The sequence below is a fragment of the Mycobacterium sp. SMC-19 genome, from assembly GCF_045310815.1.
Classification (GTDB): Bacteria; Actinomycetota; Actinomycetes; order Mycobacteriales; family Mycobacteriaceae; genus Mycobacterium.
In genome coordinates this window covers 479,048-498,453 of the sequence record NZ_JBJIAM010000002.1, presented here as the reverse complement: position 1 = coordinate 498,453, position 19,406 = coordinate 479,048, and the positions used below count along the sequence as shown (strand labels likewise).

Annotated in this window: 17 protein-coding genes; 7 read left to right on the top strand and 10 right to left on the bottom strand. The window is 66.5% G+C overall.

The window, feature by feature from the left end; translation table 11 throughout:
- Window positions 1–60: 60 nt before the first annotated feature.
- Window positions 61–2,289 carry a heavy metal translocating P-type ATPase gene (locus ACJH5R_RS06440; protein ID WP_406757263.1) on the top strand — a complete coding sequence of 743 codons (2,229 nt, stop codon included), beginning with the start codon at window positions 61–63 and terminating at the stop codon, window positions 2,287–2,289.
- Here ACJH5R_RS06440 and ACJH5R_RS06435 read toward each other — a convergent pair.
- Window positions 2,286–3,494 (bottom strand): oxygenase MpaB family protein, encoded by a 1,209-nt coding sequence (locus ACJH5R_RS06435; protein WP_406757046.1) that lies wholly within the window; start codon window positions 3,492–3,494, stop codon window positions 2,286–2,288. The two genes, ACJH5R_RS06440 and ACJH5R_RS06435, sit on opposite strands and share 4 nt — an antisense overlap.
- Before the next feature lie 56 nt (window positions 3,495–3,550).
- Between ACJH5R_RS06435 and ACJH5R_RS06430 the strand changes: the two genes are divergently transcribed.
- Both ACJH5R_RS06430 and ACJH5R_RS06425 read left to right on the top strand, forming a co-directional pair.
- Window positions 3,551–4,180 carry a TetR/AcrR family transcriptional regulator gene (locus ACJH5R_RS06430; protein ID WP_406757045.1) on the top strand — a complete coding sequence of 210 codons (630 nt, stop codon included), beginning with the start codon at window positions 3,551–3,553 and terminating at the stop codon, window positions 4,178–4,180.
- Between the two features lie 140 nt (window positions 4,181–4,320).
- Window positions 4,321–5,145 carry an SDR family oxidoreductase gene (locus ACJH5R_RS06425; RefSeq protein WP_406757262.1) on the top strand — a complete coding sequence of 275 codons (825 nt, stop codon included), beginning with the start codon at window positions 4,321–4,323 and terminating at the stop codon, window positions 5,143–5,145.
- Here ACJH5R_RS06425 and ACJH5R_RS06420 read toward each other — a convergent pair.
- Both ACJH5R_RS06420 and ACJH5R_RS06415 read right to left on the bottom strand, forming a co-directional pair.
- A complete protein-coding gene (locus ACJH5R_RS06420; RefSeq protein ID WP_406757261.1) occupies window positions 5,142–5,930 on the bottom strand; it encodes an enoyl-CoA hydratase/isomerase family protein in 789 nt (262 codons plus the stop codon). The genes ACJH5R_RS06425 and ACJH5R_RS06420 overlap by 4 nt on opposite strands.
- Window positions 5,927–6,562 (bottom strand): hypothetical protein, encoded by a 636-nt coding sequence (locus ACJH5R_RS06415; protein WP_406757044.1) that lies wholly within the window; start codon window positions 6,560–6,562, stop codon window positions 5,927–5,929. Before ACJH5R_RS06415 ends, ACJH5R_RS06420 begins: the two co-directional genes overlap by 4 nt.
- A gap of 200 nt (window positions 6,563–6,762) precedes the next feature.
- Between ACJH5R_RS06415 and ACJH5R_RS06410 the strand changes: the two genes are divergently transcribed.
- From ACJH5R_RS06410 to ACJH5R_RS06400, 3 genes are all read left to right on the top strand, one after another.
- Window positions 6,763–7,095 carry a DUF732 domain-containing protein gene (locus ACJH5R_RS06410; protein WP_065041259.1) on the top strand — a complete coding sequence of 111 codons (333 nt, stop codon included), beginning with the start codon at window positions 6,763–6,765 and terminating at the stop codon, window positions 7,093–7,095.
- Between the two features lie 83 nt (window positions 7,096–7,178).
- Complete coding sequence (acnA, locus tag ACJH5R_RS06405; RefSeq protein WP_406757043.1) at window positions 7,179–9,977, top strand: aconitate hydratase AcnA; 2,799 nt, start codon at window positions 7,179–7,181, stop codon at window positions 9,975–9,977.
- Window positions 9,978–10,182: 205 nt separating this feature from the next.
- Window positions 10,183–11,295, top strand: coding sequence for a tellurite resistance/C4-dicarboxylate transporter family protein (locus tag ACJH5R_RS06400; protein WP_406757260.1), 1,113 nt, complete (start codon window positions 10,183–10,185; stop codon window positions 11,293–11,295).
- On the opposite strand, the gene ACJH5R_RS06395 is transcribed toward ACJH5R_RS06400, so the two are convergent.
- From ACJH5R_RS06395 to ACJH5R_RS06365, 7 genes are all read right to left on the bottom strand, one after another.
- Window positions 11,179–12,243: an ABC transporter ATP-binding protein gene (locus ACJH5R_RS06395; protein ID WP_406757042.1), complete on the bottom strand. Its 1,065-nt coding sequence runs from the start codon at window positions 12,241–12,243 to the stop codon at window positions 11,179–11,181. The two genes, ACJH5R_RS06400 and ACJH5R_RS06395, sit on opposite strands and share 117 nt — an antisense overlap.
- A gap of 13 nt (window positions 12,244–12,256) precedes the next feature.
- Window positions 12,257–13,096: a carbohydrate ABC transporter permease gene (locus ACJH5R_RS06390; protein ID WP_406757041.1), complete on the bottom strand. Its 840-nt coding sequence runs from the start codon at window positions 13,094–13,096 to the stop codon at window positions 12,257–12,259.
- Window positions 13,093–13,977, bottom strand: coding sequence for a carbohydrate ABC transporter permease (locus tag ACJH5R_RS06385; RefSeq protein ID WP_406757040.1), 885 nt, complete (start codon window positions 13,975–13,977; stop codon window positions 13,093–13,095). Before ACJH5R_RS06385 ends, ACJH5R_RS06390 begins: the two co-directional genes overlap by 4 nt.
- Window positions 13,974–15,314: an ABC transporter substrate-binding protein gene (locus ACJH5R_RS06380; RefSeq protein ID WP_406757039.1), complete on the bottom strand. Its 1,341-nt coding sequence runs from the start codon at window positions 15,312–15,314 to the stop codon at window positions 13,974–13,976. The genes ACJH5R_RS06385 and ACJH5R_RS06380 overlap by 4 nt, the downstream gene beginning before the upstream one ends.
- Window positions 15,315–15,325: 11 nt before the next feature.
- On the bottom strand, window positions 15,326–17,239 hold the full coding sequence (locus ACJH5R_RS06375; protein ID WP_406757038.1) for a YhgE/Pip family protein: 1,914 nt from the start codon (window positions 17,237–17,239) through the stop codon (window positions 15,326–15,328).
- A gap of 2 nt (window positions 17,240–17,241) precedes the next feature.
- Window positions 17,242–17,904, bottom strand: a complete 663-nt coding sequence (locus ACJH5R_RS06370) for an ATP-binding cassette domain-containing protein (protein WP_406757259.1) — start codon at window positions 17,902–17,904, stop codon at window positions 17,242–17,244.
- A 187-nt stretch (window positions 17,905–18,091) separates the two neighbouring features.
- The gene (locus ACJH5R_RS06365; RefSeq protein ID WP_406757037.1) at window positions 18,092–18,979 is read right to left on the bottom strand and encodes a sigma-70 family RNA polymerase sigma factor; all 888 of its coding nucleotides are present in this window, start codon (window positions 18,977–18,979) and stop codon (window positions 18,092–18,094) included.
- A 72-nt stretch (window positions 18,980–19,051) separates the two neighbouring features.
- Between ACJH5R_RS06365 and ACJH5R_RS06360 the strand changes: the two genes are divergently transcribed.
- A complete protein-coding gene (locus tag ACJH5R_RS06360) occupies window positions 19,052–19,405 on the top strand; it encodes a DoxX family protein (protein WP_406757036.1) in 354 nt (117 codons plus the stop codon).
- Window position 19,406: the final 1 nt, after the last annotated feature.

The window sequence follows — 19,406 nt, the reverse complement described above, 5'->3', positions numbered from 1 at the left end:
GCAGCTATCTGCGCCGATCGAGAACACGCACCGGTCGTCATCTCTGCTGCCGCCGGCCGAATGCGAGTTCAGGCCAGCAGCTTTCGCAATGGCCCCCTGACGGCTGTGGCGATTGAGGACGCGGTGTCTCAAGTGCCTGGGGTACGTGCGGTGCATGCCTATCCACGCACCGCATCGGTGGTGATCTGGTATTCAGTCGAGCAATGCGACCGCCCAGCAATACTGTCGGCCATCGCCACCGCCCAGCGAACCCCGGTAGCAGCTGTGCCCGCTCGGGCCCCGCATTGGACCGAAAGGCGCGAGGGCAGTCTTGGGCAGCGGGTTATTGACTGGAGCGCCCGGATCCGGTCAGGCGCTGGCAGCGACGCGTCACCCAGGCAGCTGGTGAACGACGGCTGTTGTGATCACGACGCCAATGGACCCGAACCGCACCGGCTTTGGGACGTCGTGAAGGTGCGGCGGGCAGCGCTGTCGGGAGCGCTGCTGACAGCCTCGGCGATCAGCGCCTGGGTCACTCCCCTGGGCCCGATTGCCTTCGGGCTCAAAGTCACCGCGCTGGCAGTAGGGGCCTCGACATTTGTGCCTTCCAGCCTCAAGCACCTGGCGCAGGGCCGTATCGGCGTGGGCTCGCTGATGACCATCGCCGCGGCCGGGGCAGTCGGACTGGGGCAGGTCGGCGAGGCCGCGGCGCTGGCGTTCCTGTTCTCGATCAGCGAGGGTTTGGAAGAATACGCGGTGGCTCGTACCCGCCGCGGCCTGCGCGCTCTGCTCTCGCTGGTCCCGGAGCAGGCTACCGTCGTGCGCTCCGGCACTGAAACGGTGGTGGCCGCACATGAGCTTCGTGTCGGTGATCTGATGATCGTCAAACCCGGCGAGCGACTGGCCACAGACGGCATCATCGTTGCCGGCCGCACTGCGCTCGACATGTCCGCGATTACCGGCGAGTCCGTTCCGGTCGAGGCCGGCCGTGGCGACGAGGTGTTTGCCGGATCGATCAACGGCACCGGCGTCTTGCAGATTCAGGTCACCGCGACTGCCGACAACAACTCACTGGCCCGCATCGTGCATATCGTGGAAGCCGAGCAAGCCCGCAAGGGCGCGAGTCAGCGGCTGGCCGACCGCATTGCGCGACCCTTGGTGCCCAGCATCATGATTGGTGGAGCGCTGATCGCCGGTGTAGGCAGCATCCTGGGCAGCCCGGCGGTATGGATCGAGCGCGCACTGGTTGTGCTGGTGGCGGCCTCGCCCTGTGCGCTCGCCATCGCGGTACCGGTGACCGTGGTGGCGGCTATCGGCGCGGCAGCCAAGATCGGTGTCCTGATCAAGGGCGGAGCCGCGCTCGAAGCCCTCGGCACCATCGGCGGGATTGCCCTGGACAAGACCGGGACCTTGACAGCGAACCGGCCCGCGGTCATCGAAGTTGCCACCGCCAACGGCGTTTCCCAAGGCGACGTGCTCGTGGTCGCCGCTGCACTGGAAGCGCGCAGTGAGCATCCGCTGGCGGCAGCGATTCTCGCTGCGTCGGAACCGGGCGGGCCCGTCGCCAGCGATGTGCAGGCTTTCCCTGGGGCCGGGCTGACCGGCACTCTGGATGGCCACGCCGTTCGCCTAGGCCGGCCCGGCTGGCTCGAGGCGGGCGAGCTCGGAGAACGGGTGGCACGTATGCAAAAGGGCGGGGCCACCGCGGTTCTGGTCGAACGTGACGATCAGTTACTGGGTGCTATCGCTGTGCGCGACGAACTGCGCCCTGAGGCCGCCGAGGTCATCTCCGCGCTACACGACGGCGGCTACCGGGTATCGATGCTCACCGGTGACAACCACGCCACTGCCGCGGCGCTGGCTGATCAAGCCGGAATTGGGTACGTTTTCGCCGAACTGCGACCCGAAGACAAAGCCCGCTTGATCGCACAAATGCGCGCCGACCGCCCGACGGCGATGGTCGGTGACGGCGTCAACGACGCTCCGGCCCTGGCCGCCGCGGACCTGGGAATCGCGATGGGCGCCATGGGAACCGACGTCGCGATTGAGACCGCCGATGTTGCCCTGATGGGCCAAGACCTGCGCCATCTCCCCCACGCACTGCGCCATGCCCGTCGCTCCCGGCAGATCATGCTGCAAAACGTCGGTCTGTCGCTGGGCATCATCACGGTGCTGATGCCGCTAGCAGTCTTCGGGACTCTCGGGCTGACCGCGGTGGTAGTGGTTCACGAACTTGCTGAAGTGGTCGTCATTGCCAATGGTGTGCGTGCCGGACGCATTAGTCCCGCCGCGCTGGGCACGCTTCCCTAGACGGCGTGCACCGCCGCCGGATGGCCACCACTGTCCGGCGCGGCATCCACCAAGTCGTGGTGCACCCCGTAGCGCTGCCGTTGCTCGGCCATCAGGCGCGGATAGTTGGCCAAGGCGCGTCGGGTCCGCCGTTCGTTCACGCCGGGAATGCGCGCAAGCACCTCGTTGACGCCGCCGATGGCCGGGCCGATCACCCGCGGCAGGTATTTGAACGGTGTGTCCGCCACGCCGAGCCGGCTGGCGTCGGCATCACCGAGAAATGCCCGGGTCATGCCGTTGATGATGTTCACGCCCACCCGGTGCTTCCAGGAGCCGCCGAAGGGCATCAGCTCGGCGATCTCGCGCGCCAGATAGTCGTGCGTCAACGCGCGGACGAAGTCACGGTCGCCGTCGTCGGGTTCCACCGCGGTCAGCGCATACAGCTCGGCGATGCGGATCTGATCGGCTTCGGTGGCCGGGTTCAGTTCATCCGTAACACCGTTGAGCCGGCCCACATAGCGCCAGAAGTGGTAGATGTCATCGAGTTCGGCTCGGGTATAACGAACGCCCAGTTGGTGCATCGCCGCCAGGGCGATCCGACCGAACTCGACGATGGTGAACGCCATGTAGCTCTGCGGAATGGGTGCACCCCACGCGTCGCTGTCCCAGTCGCCGTCGGTCAGCAGGTGACGCCGGACGAACGCGTGAATCATTCGGACCCGCAACGTCGTCGCCAGGCCGGCGCCGTCGCGCCGCAGCCCGCCGGGAGTCAGGATCTCCTCCAGCCACGCGCCGACCTCGATGGACCGTACCGCCGCCTGGCTGGTGTAGCGACCGGTCAGCACCAACGGCATCCCGGCGACGGCGTTCATGGCGCCGGCCGTCAACGAGGCCGCACCCAAGACGATGCCGTAGGACGCGGTGTGGCGCACGATATGACCCGCAGCACGGTCCAGGCGGTCGTGGTCGAGCCAGTCGGGCTCGTGGTCGACCTCGGCGAACAAGGCCCGCAACGACTCCGGCGGCGACTCGACAGCGTCGATGCCGTGCTGGACCGCGGTCCGCAGCATGGCCATCCCCGCGCCGCGAGGCAACGTGGCGAAGTCGGCGACGACGGCGTCGGCCAACGGATCGCCGATCTGCGTCCCGGCGATCCAGTCGCGGCCGGCTTGGCCGTATCGCGCGACGGCCAGGTCGGTATTGGGGGTAGTGGGCACATTTGCCATACAGATATGGAAACATGAGAATGCCTCACTTACTACTCACTTTCATAGGGGGTGCCATGCCCACGCAGGCACGGTCGCGGCCGCAGCAGCAGCGAGCCCGCGAGATGCGCAGCCGCCTGCTCGAGACCGCCCGTCAGCTGATCGCGCGCCGCGGTGTGGAATCGCTGACCACGCAGACCATCGCCGACGCCGCGCACGTCAGTATCGGCACTGTCTATCGGTACTTTCCGGACCGCGCCGCCATCATCGCCGAGTTGGTGGATGCCGCGACCCGCGATATCTCGTTCCAGCTGGTGCGCAGCGTCGGACAGGCCATCGACCTCGAGGTGGATCAAGCGGCCCTGTTGGTGATCGACACCCTGACGACCGCCTATGAGCAGCACGCCCCGATCCTGCTGGCAGCGCTGACATCCTCATCTTTCGACCTGCCGCCCTACCTCAACCACACTGCGATGGATGAGATCGAACGCAGCCTGCTGCCGCTGGGCAGCGTGATCCCGAGCAGATCCCGCCCGGACCTGTCGCCCGCAGAGTTGGACGATCTGGTGTTCGTGACCATGGGCGTGACGTCGAGCGCATGCCTGCGCATCGCATTGCAGCGGCCCGCCACCGCGGATCGCGACGTGATGGTCCGGCTGACCGCGACCATGCTGGCCGCCGCACTCAAGGCTCCCGGGGCCGCCTGATCGGCTTTACAAATATGCCCTGAACTGTCACGCTTGCGGCCGGACGTGGGGTGGCCGAATCCAATCGGAAGGTCCGCTACTCCCCCGCATCGACGACGAGGAGTCAGCAGGTGGCAGGCACCGAATTCTCCGGCCGCACCATGGTGGTGTCCGGCGCAAGCCGCGGTATCGGACTGGCCATCGGACTGGGTGCGGCACGACTGGGCGCCAACGTCGTACTGCTGGCCAAGACTGCCGAGCCGCATCCACGCCTGCCCGGCACCGTGCACACCGCGGCCGCCGAGATCGAGGAAGCCGGCGGTAAGGCTCTGGCAGTCGTGGGCGACGTGCGCAGCGAGGAGGACGTGCAGCGCGCCGTCGACGCCGCGGTGGACCGATTCGGCGGCATCGATATCTGCGTCAACAATGCCAGCTCCATCGCGACCGACCCGTCAGAACATTTGTCCGCCAAGAAGTTTGACCTCATGCAGGACATCAACGTGCGCGGGACGTTCCTGCTGACCAAGGCGTGCCTGCCGTACCTTCGCAAGTCCGCGGCGCCGCACGTGCTGACGATCGCTCCCCCGATCAACATGAACCCGTACTGGCTGGGCGTGCACCCGTCCTACACGCTGTCCAAATACGGGATGACGTTGTTGACGCTGGGGTGGGCCGCTGAATACGCCGACGCCGGAATCGCGTGCAACTGCCTGTGGCCGGAGACCTACATCTCGACCTCTGCGGTGGCCAACTCCCCCGATGGCGGCGAGTTACTGGAGAAGGCGCGCAGCCCGCAGATCATGGCGGATGCTGCCGTGGAGATTCTGCGGCGCCCGGCCGCCGAGGCCAGCGGTCAGTGCTACATCGACGCCGACGTATTGGCGGAGGCCGGCGTGACGGACTTCTCCAGCTACGGGGGTGGACCAGAACCGCTGATGGACTTCTTCGTCGACCGGCCGCTGGGCGCCGGGGTCGACGCGCGCTAAGGCGTTGTGCTCCAGCGGGGTGCGCGACGTTGGAGATACGCCTCGACGCCTTCGCGCGCGTCGGGGCTCCCCATCACCTGGTGATGAAGTTCGGTTTCCAGCTCGGCGACCTGCCGCGGGCCATAGCCGTTGATCACCGTGTCCCACAGCAACCGCTTGCTCAACGCCGCCGACGTGGGTGCCACATTGACGGCAATGTCGCGGGCGATCGTCAGCGCATGGTCGAGGACTTCCGCGGCCGGCAGGCAGCGGCTGGCAATGCCCATCTGAGCGGCCTCGTGCCCGTCGAACGTGCGCCCGGTCAGCAGCACGTCGGCGGCGACGGCGGTGCCCGCCAGTCGGGGCAGCGTCCAATGCGCCATGCAGTCCGGAACGACGCCTCGGCGGACCTGCGGCACAGCGTATTTTGCGTCTGTGGCCATGATCCGGATATCGGTCTGCAAAGCGATGGTCAACCCGATTCCGATTGCGTGACCATTGACTGCAGCAATGACGGGTGTGTTCAACTCAAATGCCGCCGGGCTTATCGGCGAGGCGGTGAACGCGTCCTCGTCCTCGGGTGCATCGAACGGACTTGTCGGTGATGACAGGTCGGCTCCGGCGCAGAAGGCGTCGCCGGAGCCGGTCAGCACGATCGCGCGAACTGCGTTGTCAGCGTCGCAGTCGAGGTAGGCCTGGCTCAGTAGCTGCCCCATCTGTGCGGTGTAGGCGTTGCGGGCCTGTGGCCGATTCAGCGTGAGCAGCGCGACGCCGTCCGCGACGCTGACCGTCAGGTCGGTCGTCAGCGCAGGTAAACCTCGCTGCCGCTGGGATATCCGCCACCGGTGGTGGTGACATGGACGTGGTCGTAGTGGCCGTAGCCGCCGCGCTGAGCCCCGCCGCCGGGCGTGTAGTAGACGCCGCGCCAGATGGCGTCCTGCAGGCCGAAGCGGCCGGCGTTCTCCATGACGTAGGCCACGATCGAATCGCCGAGCGCGATGCCCTCGGCGCTGCCCGGGTTGGGGACCATCACATCGAGCGCCAGCCCGTTGGGGTGCCAGCGCAGCGCGTCGGCCCGTACGCCACCGATCTGCATGATCTGAGGAAAGGCGTCGCTGATGCTGCGAGCGGCCTGGATCGTGCGAACCTGCAGGCCCCGCTCCGGGGCGACTCCCGCGGGCAGAAACCGCGGTACGGCCCTCGTTCGTGATGCCACGGCAAACCGCGCGGGCGGGCCCGCTTCCGGGTTCGCTACGGGTGCGGCTACCAGCTGCAAACCGCCTGGTGAATTGTCTTCAGCAACCACGGCAATGGATTCTTTCGGCACCGCAGGATTGGCGCTACCTCCCACAGCAAAGAACAATGCAGCTGGTGCGAGGACTGCAGCCATCAATACCGATGATCGTTTGCGCTGGCTGGCTAACTCGTGTCGGCCCACGGGGAGACACAATACGAGAAATTTGGCTAATAGTCACAAATTTATAAACCTCATAAATTCCTTATTGTCTTGCTCGTCACATCTGAATGGGCGACGGGCGCCACATTGCGCATGATTCGCGCAGGTGAGCGCGGCCTGGCGCCGGCCTCCCCCGCTTGCAAAGGAAGACCACCTAAGCAGATGGGTCTACACTGCATCTCATGAAATCGACGACCCTCGCCGCAGCGGTCTTGGGCTTGGCCGTGACCCTGGCAGCACCCGCCCACGCCGACCCCGACACCGATTTCGCCCGAGAACTGCACACCTATGGCATCTACGGCCCGCGGGACTACAACGCCTGGCTGGGCAAGATCGTCTGCGAGCGGTTGGACAAGGGCGTCGACGGCGACGCGGCCAAGTCGGTCCGCTTCATCACTCCCAACCTCCAGAAGGGGACCAACCAGGCGCAGGCCTGGCAGTTCCTCGGCGCCTCGGTCAACACCTACTGCCCGGACAAGCGGCCGGTGTTGGAGCGTGCGGCACAGCAAGGCTGATTGAGAGCCCTCTCCCCCTGGTCCCGGCGGTAATGCGGACTAGGGTCGGTGGTAACCGATCCGCCTGGTGAGAGGGGCCCACGATGGCCGCAGACCGTAACCTCGACAGCTTCGGAACCCGAGGCCGGCTGACCGTTAACGACACCGCCTATCAGATCCGGCGGCTCGATCGCGTCGATGGCTCGGCGCGACTTCCCTACAGTCTCAAGGTTCTGCTGGAGAACCTGCTGCGCAACGAAGACGGCCGGCTGGTGACGGCCGAGCAGGTCAGCGCGATGGCCGCCTGGGACCCGAGCGCCGCGCACGGCCGCGAGATCGCCTACACGCCGGCGCGGGTGTTGATGCAGGACTTCACCGGGGTGCCGTGTGTGGTCGACCTGGTCGCGATGCGCGACGCGATCGCCGAGCTGGGCGGCAAGACCACCCGTATCAACCCGCTGTGCCCCACCGAGCTGGTGATCGACCACTCGGTAATCGCCGACGTCTTCGGCCGCACCGACGCGTTCGCGATCAATGCCGAGCTGGAGTTCGAGCGCAATGCCGAGCGCTATCAGCTGCTGCGCTGGGGCCAGCAGGCGTTCGATGACTTCTCCGTGGTTCCACCCGACACCGGTATCTGCCATCAGGTGAATCTGGAGTACCTGGCGCGGGTGGTCTTCACTCGCGACAGTGCCGACGGGCCGCTGGCTTACCCGGACACCCTGGTCGGCACCGACTCGCACACCCCGATGGTCAACGGCCTTGGCGTGCTGGGTTGGGGTGTGGGCGGGATCGAGGCCGAAGCGGCCATGCTCGGCCAACCGATGAGCATGCTGATCCCACCGGTGGTCGGACTGAAACTTTCCGGGGAACTGCAGCCCGGCACCACCGCCACCGACCTGGTCTTGACGGTCGCAGAGCTGCTGCGCGCCACCGGGGTGGTCGGTAAGTTCGTCGAGTTCTTCGGCCCTGGCGTGGCCAATGTCCCGCTGGCGAATCGGGCCACGATCGGCAATATGAGCCCGGAGTACGGGGCCACCTGCGCGATCTTCCCGGTCGACCGCGTCACCTGCGATTACCTGCGCCTGACCGGCCGCTCCGAGCATCAGATCAAGCTGGTGGAGGCCTACACCAAAGAGCAGGGCATGTGGCATGACCCGGATCGCGAACCGGTCTATTCGCAGACGCTGGAACTGGATCTGAGCAGTGTTGAGCCGTCGATCGCCGGCCCCAAACGCCCACAGGACCGCATTCCGCTGCGGTTGGCCCCGCACACCGTCGCTGCGCTGCTCGACGGCGCCGAAACCACCGCTCAGGCCCTGTCCGACCTGGACAAGGCGTCGGCGGCGTCGTTCCCGGCCAGCGACCCAATCGCGTTCGGTGAATCGCAATCCGAAGGCAAGCCGCGGGAGCAGTGGGCCGGTGGCGACAAGCTCCCCTGGCGGACCGATGCCAAGCCGATCGAACTCGCCGACGGCACCCGCACCGAGATCGACAACGGTGACGTGGTGATCGCCGCGATCACCTCGTGCACCAACACCTCGAACCCCTCGGTGATGGTCGGCGCGGCACTGCTGGCGCGCAACGCCGTCGACAAGGGGCTGTCGCGTAAGCCGTGGGTGAAGACCACCCTGGCGCCCGGGTCGCGGGTGGTCACCGACTACTACGAGCGGGCGGGCCTGACCCCCTACCTGGACAAGCTCGGTTTCAACCTGGTCGGCTACGGCTGCACCACCTGCATCGGCAATTCAGGACCGCTGATCCCCGAGGTGAGTAAGGCCGTCATCGACAACGACCTGACCGTGTGCTCGGTGCTGTCGGGAAACCGCAACTTCGAGGGCCGCATCCACCCCGAGGTCCGAATGAACTTCCTGGCCTCCCCGCCCCTGGTGGTCGCCTACGCCCTGGCCGGAACACTGCGCGTCAACCTGCTGACCGATCCGCTGGGCACCGGCAGTGACGGGGAACCGGTGTACCTGCGCGACATCTGGCCCACCACCGACGAGATTGCCGCCGTGGTCGACGACAACCTGCAGGCCGAGATGTTCACCTCCAGCTACGCCGACGTTTTCACCGGCGACGAGCGCTGGCGTTCCCTGGACGTCCCCGACACCGACACCTTCTCTTGGGCACCGGATTCCACCTACGTGCGCCAGCCCCCGTACTTCGACGGCATGACCCGCGACCCGGCGCCGCTCACCGATATCACCGGCGCCCGGGTGCTGGCCAAGCTCGGTGACTCGGTCACCACCGACCACATCAGCCCGGCCGGATCCATCCGCTACGACTCGCCCGCCGGAAAATACCTGTCGGAGCATGGAATCGAACGCAAGGACTTCAACTCCTACGGCTCGCGGCGCGGCAACCACGAGGTGATGATCCGCGGCACGTTCGCCAATGTACGGCTGCGCAACGAATTGGCGCCCGGTACCGAAGGGGGCTTCACCCGCGACTTCACGCGGGCCGACGGCCCCGTCAGCACCATCTACGACGCGTCGGTGAACTACCTCGGAGCCGGCACTCCCCTGGTGATTCTGGCCGGTAAGGAATACGGATCCGGCTCCTCGCGTGACTGGGCCGCCAAGGGCACCGTGCTGCTCGGCGTGCGGGCGGTGCTGGCGGTGTCCTACGAGCGCATCCACCGATCCAACCTGATCGGGATGGGGGTGCTCCCCCTGCAGTTCCCCGACGGCGCCGACGCGGATTCGCTGGGCCTATCCGGTGAAGAGACCTTCGACATCACCGGGGTCACCGCACTGAGCGACACCATCCCCGACACCGTGCATGTCCAGGCCGGTGATATCGAATTCGATGCGACGGTGCGCATCGACACCCCCGGCGAAGCCGACTACTACCGGCACGGCGGCATCATGCAATACGTGCTGCGGCAATTGCTCGATTGACGCCGGGCTTCCACTGTTGGGCAGCGTAGAGATCGGTGTTGGTTGCCCGTAATCCGCCAACGTGGGATTGGCCCGGTGGTATACCGAGACACGATTTCGGTGGGCAACGTGAGGGACTGGGACCGGTGGCGCAGTGACGACGGGGCAGACAACCGGGACCCGTGAGGCGGTCCGCACGCTCAACCCGGGCTACTTCGCACTGGTGATGGCCAGCGGCATGGTGTCGACAGCGATGTACCACCAGAAATCCCACGGGGTTTCGGTGCTGCTGCTGTGGGTGACAGTGGCCTCCTACCTGGTGTTGATCGTGGTATCGACAGTGCGCGTCGCCTGCTTCCGTCGCGAATTCCTGGCCGATCTCTACGATTCCGGCCGCGCGTTCGGCTTCTTCACGTTCGTGTCCGCCACCAATGTGCTGGGAGCCCGGCTGGTCATCGACGGACACAGCAGTGTCGCGGTCGGCCTGCTGGTGGTCAGCACGCTGGCCTGGCTGGTGCTGGGTTATCTCATTCCGTGGACAGCGGTGCTGGGGACCGCGGAGCGGCCGGTGGTGCGCCGGGCCAACGGCACCTGGTTCATCTGGGTGGTGGCCAGCCAGTCCATCGCGGTGTTGGCCGCGGTGCTCGAGGTGGAGGTGTCCGAGCCGTGGCGCCAAAGCCTGGCGCTGCTCGCCGTGACGTCCTGGTCGGTCGGCGTATTCCTCTACGGCGCCGCCGGAATCTTTGTGGCCCTGCGACTGCTGCTCTACCCGCTGCTTCCCGAAGACCTCGTTCCGCAGTACTGGGTGGCGATGGGCGCCACCGCGATCACCGTGCTGGCCGGTGCCCACATCGTCGAGATGGCCGAGGCGCCGATGGTGCACGCCACTCGCGGTCTGATCGCTGGCACGTCCGTGGTCTTCTGGGCGTTCGGCACCTGGCTGATCCCGCCGATGATCGCCGCCGGAGTGTGGCGCCACGTCGTGCATCGGGTTCCACTGCGCTACGAAGCGCCGTGGTGGAGCGTGATCTTCCCGCTGGGCATGTACGGGGTGGGCAGCCACTACCTGGGGCAGGCGGACCATCTACCGATCGTCTACTACATCGGATCGGTCGAGAGCTGGATCGCGCTGGCCGCCTGGAGCATTACGTTCATCCTGATGCTGCACCACCTGGTGATCACCCTCGGGCCCGGTCGCGGCGTCAAGCTGATGGACGGTCGCTCACCCGAGCCGGGCGCCGTCGGTGCCGAAGAAGTGCAGATCGGTCACGTCGAAGCCCAGCGACAACCGGGCGCCTCGCCGCACCTCGGTGTTACCGGGAACCCGGGCGACCACTGATTGCGGGGATTGCGGGTCATCCGTCGCGCCGTACAGGTAGGTGTCGGCGCCCAGTTCTTCGACGAAGTCCACGTCGACGCCGATCCCGCGATCGGCGATCTGCAGGTGCTCGGGTCGAATACCGACGACCACCTGTTGTGCAGCAGAAAATATCTCCGCCGGAATGTCGATCTGACACTCGCTCAGCGACACCGCGCCGTTGACGACGGGAACGGTGAACAGGTTCATCGCGGGAGACCCGATGAATCCGGCGACGAACACGTTGGCCGGGGTCCGGTAGAGCTCACGCGGCGGCGCGCATTGCTGCAGTACCCCGTCGCGCAATACCGCGACCCGATCGCCCATCGTCATGGCCTCCACCTGATCGTGGGTGACATAGACCGTGGTGATCCCCAGCCGCCGCTGCAGCTCGGCGATTTGGTTGCGGGTCTGCACCCGCAACATGGCGTCCAGGTTCGACAGTGGCTCGTCCATCAAGAAGACCTGCGGCCGTCGCACGATCGCTCGGCCCATCGCGACTCGTTGGCGTTCGCCGCCGGAGAGGTCCTTGGGCTTGCGCCCCAAAAGTTCTGCCAGGCCCAGCAGTTGGGCGGCTTCGGCCACCCGGGCGCGGATCTCGGCCTTGGGGGTTTTGGCGACTTTGAGGGCGAAACCCATGTTCTGCGCCACAGTCATGTGCGGATACAGGGCATAGTTCTGGAACACCATGGCGATGTCGCGATGGCCAGGGTCGGTGGCGGTGACGTCGTGATCGCCGATGTAGATCTGACCGGCGTCAACGGGTTCCAGGCCGGCCAACATCCGCAGCGTCGTCGTCTTGCCGCACCCGGACGGCCCGACCAGCACCATGAACTCACCGTCTTCGACCGTGAGGCTCAACGCGTCGAGGGCGGGGCGGTCGGCACCCGGGTAGCGTCGGGTCACCGCGTCGAAGGTCACTGAAGCCAATGCGTTCTCCTGACTACCGTCCACCGAAGCCGGTGGCCGCGATCCCGCTGACGAAGGCCCGCTGGGCGATCGCGTAGATGATCACCAGCGGGGCCAGCATCAGCATGGATGCCGCCATCAGCACCGGCCATTCGGCGACATACTCCCCCTGCATCCACACCAATCCGAGGGTCAGGGTGGCGATGCCCTTGCGCTGAATCATCAGCAGCGGCCACAGGAAGTCATTCCAGACATTGATCCAGGTCAGCACCGCCAGCACCATCACCGCAGGTTTGGCGTGCGGCAACAGAATCCGCCGATAGATCGTCCACGGCGAGCAGCCGTCCAAGATCGCGGCCTCCTCCAGGTCGATGGGCAGGGTGGCGAAGAACTGCCGCATCAGGTAGGTGCCGAACGCGCTGCCGAACAGCCCGGGGATGATCATCGCCCACATCGTGTCGGTCCACCCGAACACGCGCATCAAGATGAACTGCGGAATCACCGTGACCGTCAACGGGACCATCAGCGTCGCCAGATAGAGCACGAAGAGGGTGTCACGGCCGGTGAAGGGCAGCCGGGCGAAGGCATAACCGGCCAGCGAACAGAAGAAGACCTGTCCGGCCGTCACACAACCGGCGTAGAGGATGGTGTTGAACAGCATCCGCCAGAACGGCATTCGGGTGAACACCTCGACGTAGTTCGACCACTGCGGATGGGCCGGCAACAACAGCGGCTGGCTGATCTCAGCCTGGCGCTTCAGGGAGCCCGACAACGCCCACAGGATCGGGAACAACGCGCAGGCGGTGACCGCGCCCAACCCGGCGTAGACGCCCAGCAGTCCGGCGATGCGGTGCCGCGCCGGTGGGCGGGTCACTGGTCCACCGCATTCCGTCGCGACAAGCGCAGCTGGACGACGGTCAGGACCAGCAGTACGGCAAACATCACCCAGGCCAGCGCGGACGCGTACCCGAAGTCCAGGAAGGCAAAGGCCTGCTGGAACAACATGATGGCCAACACGTAGGTGCCGGTCTCGGGCCCGCCGCTGCTGCCGGTGAGCACGTAGACCAGATCGAAGGCCTGGAATGCGTTGATCACCGAGATCACCACCACGAACCACACCGCCCCGCGGATCATCGGCACGGTGATCGACACGAAGCGCCGCACCTCCCCGGCGCCGTCAATACGCGCCGCCTCGTGCAGGGAGTCGGGCACACCTTGCATGGCCGCCAACAGGATCACCGTCGCGAACGGCACGCTCTTCCAGATGCTCACCAGACACAACGAGGCCATCGCCCAGTGCGGTTCGGTCAGCCACGGCACCGGTGCGATGCCGAACCAGCTGAGCATGATGTTGAGCAGTCCACTGTCGGTGTTGAACACGAACTGCCACACCACCGCGATCACCACAGAGGACACCGCCAACGGGAGAAAGGCGATGGCCCGAAACAGACCGATACCCTTGATCTTCCGGTTCAGCAGTCCCGCCACTGCCAGACTGATCAGCACTGTGGGAATCACGGTGCCCAGGGTGAACACCGTCGTGTTGCGCACCGCGATGCCGAACAACGGATCACCGGTGAACAGGTCGCGGTAGTTGGTGGCGCCGACAAAGCTCGGCGGAGTGAACAGATCCCAACGCTGGAAGCTCATGTAGAGCGAGAACGCCAGTGGGAACGCCATGAACACCGCCACCGCCGCGAGGTTCGGGGCGATGAACCAGCGTGCTGCGCGTGCTCGTCTGCGGGTGGGGTTCATGCGGTGGCCAGCACTTCGTCGATCTGCGGCGTAAGCCCTCGTTTCAGAGAAGTCGCGGGCCGCTTGCCGCGCAGTACCGGCCCGATGGCACGGTCCATCAGGGCGTGAACTTTCTGCCAGTCCGGGGAGATCGGCAGTCCTTCCGAATGCGCCGGGCCGCCGGTCAGCACCGCAAGGTTGCGGATTCCGGTGTGGGCGGCGGTGAATCCGGGTGAGTCGATCGCCGATCGCAGCACCGGTACGAACAGTCCGGACTCCCCGATCAGCGACTGCCCTATCGGCCCCGCCGCGAATTTGACGAATTCCCAGGCCTGTTCCCGGTGGCGGCTGTCGGCGGCGATGGCCAGACCGGTGCTGCCGATGGCGGATCGGGCCGCGATGCCCTTGGCCGCGGCAGCCGGGCCGGTCGGCAGCACCGCCACGTCGAAATCCAGGTCGTCGGCTTGCGCAAAGGTCTGGTAGCGCCAGTGTCCGCCGAGCGCCATCGCCGCGTTGCCCGCGGTGAACAGGCCCATGGTGGAGATCGACTGGGTGTCCGCGGCGGCGGGCGCCACGCGATGCACGTTGGATAAGTCTGCGTAGAACTGGATCCCGGCGAGAAAGTCATCGTTGTCGAAGTTCAGGTGGGTCGGGTTGACTCGCGGCACCGCCCACGGCACTCCGTTGTTCATGCCGAACAGCGCTGCCGAATACGGCGGCGACCAGGTGTCGACGAAGCCCCACTGGGTGACTCGGCCATTACCGGACCGTTCGGTGAGTGCGGCAGCGGTGGTCAGGAACTCGTCGAACGTCCAGGGCGTGTCCCAGCGGCCCGGCGGTGGCGGCACACCGGCCTCGGCGAAGATCCTGGTGTTGTAGAACAGGAACGCACCCGACCACTGCTCCGGGAACGCGTACTGGCCGCCGTTGAAGCCGAACGTCTCATACAGCGCGGGGATGCTGTCGGCGCGCAACGCCGCCGCGAACTGCCGATCCCGATCCAGCAGGGTGTTCAGGTCTGCCAGCACGCCGCGGTCGGCAAGTCCGGCGTAGTTGAACTCCCAGGCCATCAGCACGTCCGGGCATTTCCCACCGGCGCAGAACGTCGACATCTGTTGGGTCGGGTCGCCGCCGGCCAGGATCGTGCGCACCCGGATATCGGGGTGCTCGCGTCCGAACGCGTTGACGATCCGCATCCGGGCGTCGGCCTCTTCGGGGTTGGCCGCGAAAAAGAAGGTCAGTGCGTCGTCGTCGCTGCCGCAGGCCGACGTTGCGGGCAGCAGCGCTGCGGCCCCGATCGCTCCGGCGCCGCGCAGCAGGCTGCGTCGCGTGAGCGATCGTGCACCGGAGGGCGGCACCCGCGAAACCGTCAGACTTCGATCGGCGGGTAGAGGCGTTCGAGGGTGAACTGGCGATCTCGGCGCGCGGCCCAGGAGCTGGCAACCAGTGACACCACCAGGATCCCCGCCAGTACGGCCACCGACGTCCACAGTCGTTCGTCGATGCCGCCGACGGTCAGCTGGCGCAGCCCGTTGACGGCGTAGGTCATCGGGTCGTAGGGATGCAGTATCTGGAACGGTTTCGCCGTCGTCTCCACCGGATACACCCCGCCGGACGACACCAGCTGGAACATCAGGAAGGCCAGGGTGAACACCCGGCCCACGGCCACACCGAGTACGGCGTTGAACGCCTGGATCATCGCCAGGAATGACGCGGCGATCAACGCCAGGAAGGCGACCATGCCCAGGGCGTGCCGGGCCTGCAACCCCACCCCGAAGTGCACCACCGTGTACATCAGCAAGACCTGGCATACGCCCAGCAGCAGGGCCGGCCAGTAGGACGCGAGCACCACCCGCAGCGCTCCAAGACCGTTGACGATGGCGCGAGTCTGCAGCGGAGTCAACAACATCCACACAATCAGCGAGCCGATGAACAGCGCCAGCGGCAAGAAGAACGGGGCGAACCCGGTGCCGAACGTGGCGGCGTGATGGGTGAAGTCCATGTCCACCCCGACCGGGCTGGCCAGGATTGCCGACACCTCGACACGCTGCTGGTCGGTGATGGTGGACGCACGCTGGTCGGCCTCGCCCAGTCCCGACGCCAGCTGCCCAGCACCGTCCTTGAGCTGATTACTGCCGTCGGTCAATTGGCCCAGGCCGTCGCTGAGCTGGTTCGCACCGGCTACCAGCGCGGTGGCCCCGTCACGCAGCGCGAGCACATCCGTTTTGAGGCCGCCGTCGAGGGCGTGGGTCATGAAGGTGCGCAGTCCGCTGCTGGGATTGGCCAGATCGTTCTCCAGCTGTTGGGTATCGGCGCGGAGGTTGGCCAGGCCCTCGTCGGTGGCCGGGTCCAGGCCCTGCACGTCGAGCAGGCGCTGCGCGCCGGCAAGGGTGTCACCGAGTCCGCGCACCGCCGGGTCGGGGTTGGCGCGCAGCCCGTCCACCACCTGGTTGACGATTCCGGCGGCCTGTTGGTAGTTGACGTTGAGCGACGCGATCCGGTCACTCACCGTCTTGAGGTTGCCGCTGAGGCTGGCGGCGGCCGCGCCGGCGGCGTTCGGGTCGAAGCCCATAGCGGCCAGGTCATCGGTCATCTTGAGCAGCGGATCGGTGGCGTTGTGAACACCGCTCGACAGCTGACGGATTCCGTCGGCGAGCGCGGCCGAACCGTCACGGGCCGTTCCCATGTTGTCGGCCAACGTCTTTGAGCCGTCAGCGAGTTGGCCCGCGCCGTCGGCGGCCTTCTTGACCTCCTCGGTCACCTGGGTCAGCGCGGTACCGATCACCTGTTGGCCGACCTTGGCGCTCACCTCGTTGAGCACCTCGCGGGCGGCGTTCTGCCCCATGACCGAGGCCAGGTAGTTGTTGGCGTCGTTGAAGCGGAACTGGATCTGCGCTTTCTGCGGGTTCGGGCCCGCCGGGGACACCACCGCCGTGCTGAAGTCGGACGGCAAGGTGATCGAGAAGTAATAGGTTCCGTCGGAAACTCCTTTGACGGCCTCGCTTTCCGACACCTGATGCAGATCGAGCTGCTTGGAGTCGATCAGCGCCCGGGTGACCTCGTCACCGGCATGCAACTGTTCACCCGAGACCACGGCGCCGGTGTCCTCATTGACCAGGGCGACCGGGATCTTGTCGATGGCGGCGAACGGATTCCAGAACGCCCACAGATACATCGCGCCGTAGAGCAGCGGCAGCACAATGATGGTGATCAGGGCCAGCCGCGGCATGGTGCCGCGCGAATAGCGTTTGAGGTCGGTGCCCAATGACATTCCGGCGAGCATGGTCAGCGGTTCCCCTTCTCGTGTCGGCCGGGAACGAGCTCCGCGCGCTCCAGACGGTCGACGGTGATCTGCCCGGCGAGCCCGAACCCGTCTGGAATCGGATTGGCCGACGAGGTGATCACGGTCTGCTTCTCCCCCAGCGCGACCAGCCGCGTAAGCAGGATGGCGCGATCGCGGCTGTTTTTGATCTCATCGATGCTGCCGACCACCAGCAGTGGTGGACGTGCGGTGTTGGCCAGTGCGATGCGCAACAACAGCCCGGTCATTTCGTCGAGATGCTCGACGTAATCGTGCAGTTGGGGTACCGGCAGGTCGCCGAAGACCGGGCCGCAGATCGCGTCGCGTTCGGCATCCCCGGCACGGCGGACCAACTGATACCAGGGTGCATCCCAGCGGATCTGTTCGGTGATCAGGTCCGCGACCGTCACCGACTCGAAAATCGCGTCGAGCTGTTCGATCCCGGCCAGGGCAGCGACGTCGAAGATGTCGCGGGCTTTGCTGCGCCCGAGGACGGTGAGCGTGCCCGACGACGGTTTCATCCGGCCGGCCAGGTTCATCATCAGGGCGGTGCGACCCGACCCCGGAGGTCCGACCAGCACGGTGGTGCCGCCGGCCGGGACGTCCAAATCGAGCGGTCCGAAGACGCGCCCCCACGGCCCGGTCATCGTGATGCCGCGCGCCACTACCGCCGCGGCCGGTGGCTGCGCCGCTGCTGCTGTCTCACCCGCAGCCGTTGTCTGCCCTGCGGCCGTCGTTTCGTCTGGCACCGGACGTCCCCCTCACATCGGTTCGCGTGACCCATCAAAGCAGAACCCGCCGCCATGGGCGGCCGTCACGTGTTCTTGCAGCGGATCAGGTCTGCGGGAGTTGCAGCGTCGCGGCGCGTAACCGCTCCGGATCGCCGGCGATATCAATGGTGTGGATGCGCCCGTCGGCGCCGATTCCAATGCGCAACAGGGCCAGCAGGCGACCACCGGGCGCGATCGCGATGCCCGGAGCACCATCGATGAGCAGCACGGCACCGGCTCGTGCCCGCCGGGTGAACTGCCGGGTCTCGGTGGCGACATCCCCGGCGCCGCGCATCTCGATGGGCGCGCCGGCAGGTATCAGCACCGGGTCGACACGCCGCACGACGTCGGGCGCCAACAACTCCAACAGGGCCGGGATGTCGCCACCGCGCGAGGCGGCCAGGAAGGCGCTCACGACCTCGAGATGTTCGGTGCGGTGTCGCGGTTGCTCAGCCGGGCCGGCCTGCAATCGGGCCCGGGCACGGCTGGCCAGTTTCTTGGCGGCATCCGGTGAGCGGTCGAGTAATCCGGCGATCTGCTCGAACGGCACGTCGAACACGTCGTGCAGCACGAAGGCAACGCGCTGTGCCGGTGACAGCCGGTCCAGCACCACCAGCAGCGCGCGGCTGACCTCCTCGGCACGCAGCACCTCCTCGTCGGCGGCCGGTACGGCCAAGGCTGGGGCGCTGTCCCACTCGGGTGCATCCGACAGTGATTGCTCAATGCGGCGTGAGCGTGCCCGCAACTGGTCGATCGCGGTGCGTGCGGTGATCGTGGTGAGCCATCCAGGCAGATTGTCCACCGCGGCGAAGTCGGCACTGCTGGCCTTCAGCCAGGCGGATTGGACGGCGTCGTCGGCGTCTGCCGCCGAGCCGAGCAGATGAAACGCCACCGAATGCAGATGTCGGCGGTTGTCCTCGAACCGCAGGGCCAAAACGTCGGTGTTGCCCATGGGTCACCTTTCCCGTTCGGGAGTCGTCACAGGGATAGAGCCAGATCCACCGACGACAGGAAGAGCAACACCATGAGCGTACAGACGATCTATCTGGTGACCATCGTGGTCACCGCGGTCACCACCATCGCCATTGCCGTACCCGACTTCATTCCGGCGCAGTTCGTCCTGGCCAATTCCGCGCGGGTGGGTGTGCCGCGGTCCTGGTTGCCGCTGTTGGGCGGACTGAAACTGGCCGGCGGCGCCGGCCTGCTCGTCGGCCTGGCAGGAATCCCGCTGCTCGGTGTCGCCGCCGCGGCCGGGCTGGTCGCCTACTTCATCGGGGCCGTCGTGACCCACATTCGGGCCGGGGTGCTGTCCAACATCGGATTCCCGGCCGCCTACCTGGCGCTGTCGACGGCGTCGCTGGCGATCCTGCTGGCGTGAC